Origin of the sequence: uncultured Muribaculum sp. (genome assembly GCF_910583865.1) — a bacterium.
GTDB lineage: Bacteria > Bacteroidota > Bacteroidia > Bacteroidales > Muribaculaceae > Muribaculum.
The window spans coordinates 1-4,823 of the sequence record NZ_CAJTYX010000069.1 but is presented as its reverse complement, the minus strand read 5'-3'; the positions used below and the strand labels follow the sequence as shown (position 1 = coordinate 4,823).

General features: G+C 50.6%; 4 protein-coding genes and 1 pseudogene. All 5 read left to right on the top strand.

Annotation, left to right across the window (positions count from 1 at the left end; translation table 11 throughout):
• Positions 1-710 precede the first annotated feature (710 nt).
• Complete coding sequence (locus QZ303_RS10515) at positions 711-1,472, top strand: hypothetical protein (protein ID WP_295732532.1); 762 nt, start codon at positions 711-713, stop codon at positions 1,470-1,472.
• Positions 1,469-3,067, top strand: a complete 1,599-nt coding sequence (locus QZ303_RS10510) for an RHS repeat-associated core domain-containing protein (RefSeq protein ID WP_295732530.1) — start codon at positions 1,469-1,471, stop codon at positions 3,065-3,067. Before QZ303_RS10515 ends, QZ303_RS10510 begins: the two co-directional genes overlap by 4 nt.
• Positions 3,057-3,530, top strand: coding sequence for a hypothetical protein (locus tag QZ303_RS10505; protein ID WP_295732528.1), 474 nt, complete (start codon positions 3,057-3,059; stop codon positions 3,528-3,530). The genes QZ303_RS10510 and QZ303_RS10505 overlap by 11 nt, the downstream gene beginning before the upstream one ends.
• Positions 3,493-4,026 carry a hypothetical protein gene (locus QZ303_RS10500; RefSeq protein WP_295732525.1) on the top strand — a complete coding sequence of 178 codons (534 nt, stop codon included), beginning with the start codon at positions 3,493-3,495 and terminating at the stop codon, positions 4,024-4,026. The genes QZ303_RS10505 and QZ303_RS10500 overlap by 38 nt, the downstream gene beginning before the upstream one ends.
• A gap of 19 nt (positions 4,027-4,045) precedes the next feature.
• Positions 4,046-4,823: pseudogene (locus QZ303_RS10495) on the top strand (hypothetical protein); the annotation flags it as partial.

Here is a 4,823-nt window from a genome sequence, read left to right as displayed (position 1 = left end):
CTGCCTTTCAAGATGTTGGACTCTCTGATTTATGGTTTAGCGGACAGTAATATATGACAATAATGCACACGAGGCTTTTCTTTGAGGATAATACCGTCATGCCGTTGTATTTCGAAACTCATGGTGATAGCACCGAAGTCATTTTCGGTTACAGATTTAATAAAGATCTATTATATTGAGATGAAACGTATTATCTTAATTTTGTCAATAATCTTAGTGCTGTGTGTGGGATGCAGACATTCTGTTGATTCTGAGGCATTGAGACCCTTGTCATTGGAGGAGTATAAGGCAGCATATAAATGGATTGGTCTTGATGACCAAAGGTATGTGTCAAGGCCATTCTCGCAATTGGGGATTGATAGTATGACGTATGATGAAGTCTATCAACAAAATGGCATACCGGTTATGCAATATTATGATACCGTAGTTGATGGATTCAATATAGTCACGAAAAAAACGGATTTCGATTTGTATCCCTTGACAGTGAATCGTGATACAGTCGTAGTGCTACGTTGTTGGTGGATGAAGTCATTCCATCCATTGAATATGCTCTATGTCGTGTTCGAGATTAATAAGGATGTCCCGACACCAATATATGGCTATATGTACGATCCGGGCAAAATGCCGAGAATTGGGGATAATTATTCAAGGGGAATAAATGCGACATCAAGATAGCATATAATTCCAATTCGGATTTTACATGTATAGATATGGATACATGCGTTAGTTCAATGTCCACTGCCGACAACATGTTCACTGCCATCTACCATGACAGTGTCGGTCGGGTGATACAGGAGGTGTCGTCCAACATCCTCGGCGGCTACGACAGCAGGATGACGGCATACCATTCGTGCCTGACCGTGCCGAAGCAGACGATCGAGACCCATTCCACGCCCAAGGAATGGCACCGGGACGTGTACGATTACGAGTACGGGCCGTGGAACAGGCTCGTGCGGATGTGGATGACCCACGACGGAGACCCAAAGACCGAACTTCTGCGCAACGAGTATGATGCTTTGGGGCGGTTGTCCTCGCAGACGCTCGGCGACTCGATCACCACCGCTTATACCTACCATCTGCACGGGGGAATATCCTCCACGTCCAACCCCTATTTCTCGCAGCAGCTGTACTATGAGAAAAGGCCCGACGGGTCGGCGGGACTCCTCAACGGCGACCTGTGCGCCTACCGCTGGCGTTCGGCAGCCGACGGCGGCAGAACCGACGACAGCGGTGGCGGCGTTGACGGTCTGTGGCGCGGCTACACTTACAGTTACGACGGAGCGGACCGGTTGGTGTCGGCTGTCTACGGCGAGACGGGAAGCCGCCCGGCGACTCTCATAGCCGATTCCCCGGACTATTCGGAGTACCGCACCTACGATGCGGGGAGCAACCTCGCCACGCTCAAGGCCTGTGGCCTGACCGACCGTCAGCGGGTCTCGAACCTGGAAACGAAACTGTCTTCGGGCCGGTGAAGGACATCGTTTTCGAGAACCGAGGTGCGCAGATGCTGTCTGCGACTGTAGCCCCGAACGCGGCCACGGTGTCGACGATGGACAACTCCGCCATCGGCGCCCTGAAGGAGAGCAAGACCGTGGGCTTCAACTACGACGCCGCCGGACGATTGGTCGAGGACGGCCTCCGCGGCGAGAGCTTCACCTACGACCGTTTCGGCAACCCATTGGTGGCACGATACTCCACCGGGGACGATGACGATTACATAGCGAAATACACTTATGATGCCACTGGTGTGCTGCACAAGCGCTCGATGGCCTACAAATACGAACTGGTCCATGAGTGGGAGCATCCTTTTGAGCCTATCTATCCCGACTCCCTGCGCCATTGGCATCCATATCCCTTTGACAGCATCCCGCGCCTTGACTCGATGATAGTCATTCCGCCCGTACTGCCTTCGCCGGTTGCGTCGCCGTCGGGCAGTCAGTCATCTCAGGGAATCAGCATAATCCGGCCACCGGGCAACCGTGACAGCATATTCGGCGGCATCGATGCGGTAGTACTGACGCCGCATATGGATTATGCCTACTGCGGCAACTACGAGTACCGCAACGGCAGACTTTCGCGTATCGTCACCCCTGTGGGCTACTACGAGGGCGGTCACCACCACTACCTTCTCAACGACTACCAGGGTAACGTGCGGTGCGTGGTCTCCGACACCCTGCGCCTCGTGAGCGCCGTGCACTACTACCCCGGCGGCTCGCTGTTTGGCGAGGAGTACGGCACGCCAAAGGACAACCCCCTCTTCCAAGGCTCACGCCTCGAAAGTTACGGTCGCCATTCGTTCTACGACCTACTAAACCGCCACTACGACCCCGTCCTCTGCCGCTTCACCTCCATCGACGCCAAGTATGCCAACCATTATCCTTTCACTCCCTACCATTATGGCCTCTGCAACCCAGTCCGCTTCCGCGACCCCGACGGCAACGATGCCATAATCACCTTTAGCGGCAGGACAATCACGGTGTCAGCCGACATATATCTTATGGGAGCATTGGCGACACGAGAACTGGCCAATATCTATCAGGCCGATATCATGAACACATGGGGTAGCATGACTACATATAATTACCAAGGCACAGAGTACCAAGTAGTTTGGGATATAAATGTTTCCGTGAAGCAGTATGACCAGCCAAAGGAGAGAGATGGAAGGAGTAACTATTTAACAGTGTCAAAAGATGGCAGATCCCATGTCATAGATAATTGGCATGGATTTATACGTTGTACACCAACTAAGAATACCGTGTCATTTAAGTATGATAATCCGATTAGTCATGAGTTTGGACATTTCTTGGGTTTAATTGATCGATATACAGAGATAGCAGCCGGTATTTTTGTAGCCCATCCATTATGGAATGGAAATATAATGGAGGCTGCAGCCGGACTTGGGGTAGTCGATAATAGAAACTTATCATCTATCTTTGATATCCCGTTAAGCCGTTACCATAACTCGGACAACCAATGGAAAGCCATGAACTGGAGTTTCCTGAATTGGTTCGGGCAATGGAATTATATATGGAATATTAACTCCGAAAACAGAGAAAATGAAAACTAAATTGATTTGGTGCATATTTATTGTCATCATTATATTGATATGCCTTCTTGAAGCATGCGGTAAGCCATCTGATAAAAAGGCGGACTATCGGGACTATCCCCTTGTGCAATATATGAGGGAATACGGCTGGATGGGTTTAGGGGATTCTACGACGAACTACCCTCAGGATTCCATTTTATATAATGGGTTGAAGATTGATGGCAAAAGCCTGTCGGAGGTGGAGAGCGTGTATTGGCATCCTGATTACATAATTTATGACACGATAAGATATGGCATATCTCAACGGAGGCCATATCCCTCACCATTATTTCCATTGGTATATCGACAAGCTGAAGTGCCTGTAATCTTTGCATTATGGGATATCGCTCCCAAAGTAAGGTTAGGTATATATTTTGAAAACTACGATAATCAGACAAAGGCTATATATGGAATGCAATTTAGATATGAATATACGTATGAATAAGGCGTGGAAAGTAGGGAAGATGGCATTAATTACCTTGTTAATGCTACTTTCCTCGTGCTTTATGCAGAATCAGGACGCAGGCGAGGCTTGCGAACCGCTTTCGATTGAAGAATATAAGGAAAAGTACGATTGGATTGACACGGTATATAGCCCATACGTAATCAGCGCATATGACAGGCTTAGGATTAGAAATAAGAGCTATGGAGAGCTGGTCGATATAAATGGGACTCCATGCCTGGAATACCGTGATACGATTGTGCGTGGGATAAATCTTCAGCGTGGAGTCGAGGATTTTGACTTATATCCAATGACATTAAATCGTGACACGGTCATTGTCAGCCGCTGTTGGTGGCTAAAACGCTACCGGATTACTACATTATTGTATGTAGTGTTTGAGCATAGGAAAGGGGAGGAGGACTCTTATCCTATATATGGTTATCTGTATCGTCCCGGAGATATGCCACGTAAATACCGATATCTCAACGGCGGCAAATAAAAGAGAAGTAATAAAAGCATTGGGAATAAGAAAACTACATATCGCGTCAGGTGGAAGCAACTACTACGACGGCGTGACCCCCGGTGATGTCATGGCGGAGCATGCCGACAGCCTGGCCTATCGGCCCTATCCCGAGGGTGGTACGCCGGTGGCGTTCCGTGGCGAGCTGACGGGACGGCTCGTGCATGTGCCTGCCGACAGCATGTTCATCGCCACGGCCATCTACCACGACAGACAGGGGAGGGTGGTACAGGAGGTGTCGTCCAACATCCTCGGCGGCTATGACCGTAAGATGACGGCATACCATTCGTGCCTGACCGTGCCGAAGCAGACCGTCGAGACCCATTCCACCTCCAAGGAATGGCACCGGGACGTTTACGACTACGAGTACGGGCCTTGGAACAGGCTCGTGCGGATGTGGATGACCCACGACGGCGGCCCAAAGACCGAACTCCTGCGCAACGGTTACAACTCACTCGGGCGGTTGTCCTCGCAGACGCTCGGCGACTCGATCACCACGGAATACACCTACCATCTGCACGGGGGCATATCCTCAACATCCAATCCATATTTTTCTCAGCAGCTGTACTATGAGAAAAGGCCTGACGGGTCGGCGGGACTCCTCAACGGTGACCTCTGCGCCTACCGCTGGCGTTCGGCTGCCGACGGTGGTACTGCCAACGGTAGCGGTGGCGGCACTGACGGTCTTTGGCGCGGCTATACTTATACTTACGACGGAGCGGACCGGTTGGTGTCGGCTGTGTACGGCGAGACGGGAAGCCGCCCGGCGACGCTCA

Coding starts and splice junctions, on each gene's coding strand:
- QZ303_RS10500 (WP_295732525.1), top strand. CDS start 3,493: ATGGAATGCAATTTAGATATGAATATACGTATGAATAAGGCGTGGAAA.
- QZ303_RS10515 (WP_295732532.1), top strand. CDS start 711: ATGGATACATGCGTTAGTTCAATGTCCACTGCCGACAACATGTTCACT.
- QZ303_RS10505 (WP_295732528.1), top strand. CDS start 3,057: ATGAAAACTAAATTGATTTGGTGCATATTTATTGTCATCATTATATTG.